1 pseudogene is annotated in these 240 nt (G+C 68.3%); it reads right to left on the bottom strand.

The window, feature by feature from the left end:
* Positions 1 to 41 precede the first annotated feature (41 nt).
* Positions 42 to 240 (bottom strand): annotated as a pseudogene (locus tag ACQG3P_RS22765) (shikimate dehydrogenase); the annotation flags it as partial.

The following is a 240-nucleotide window of genomic DNA, read 5'->3' as shown; positions in this document are numbered from 1 at the left end:
GGGCGGGCCCAGGCCTGGAACGCGAAGGAGGCCTCGCGTTAGTTCTGGTCCACGGCGGTGGTCTGGCTGTTGACCAGTGACAGCGGCGGCGTGAACTCTTCATTGCGGTCACGGCCTGCAGAGGTGGCGTTGACGTTCAGCTCGAAGTCGGCGAGTTCGTCCATGCGGTCCCAGTACGGGGTCAGCACGGGGGCGGGCTCGCCGGTAGCAGCGATCAGCTGGTCGGCAGGCGGGGGCGGA

The organism is Stenotrophomonas sp. SrG (genome assembly GCF_050031795.1).
Taxonomy (GTDB): Bacteria; Pseudomonadota; Gammaproteobacteria; order Xanthomonadales; family Xanthomonadaceae; genus Stenotrophomonas; species Stenotrophomonas rhizophila_A.
Note: the sequence above shows the minus strand (reverse complement) of the source record. Positions and strands in the feature narration are given on the sequence as shown.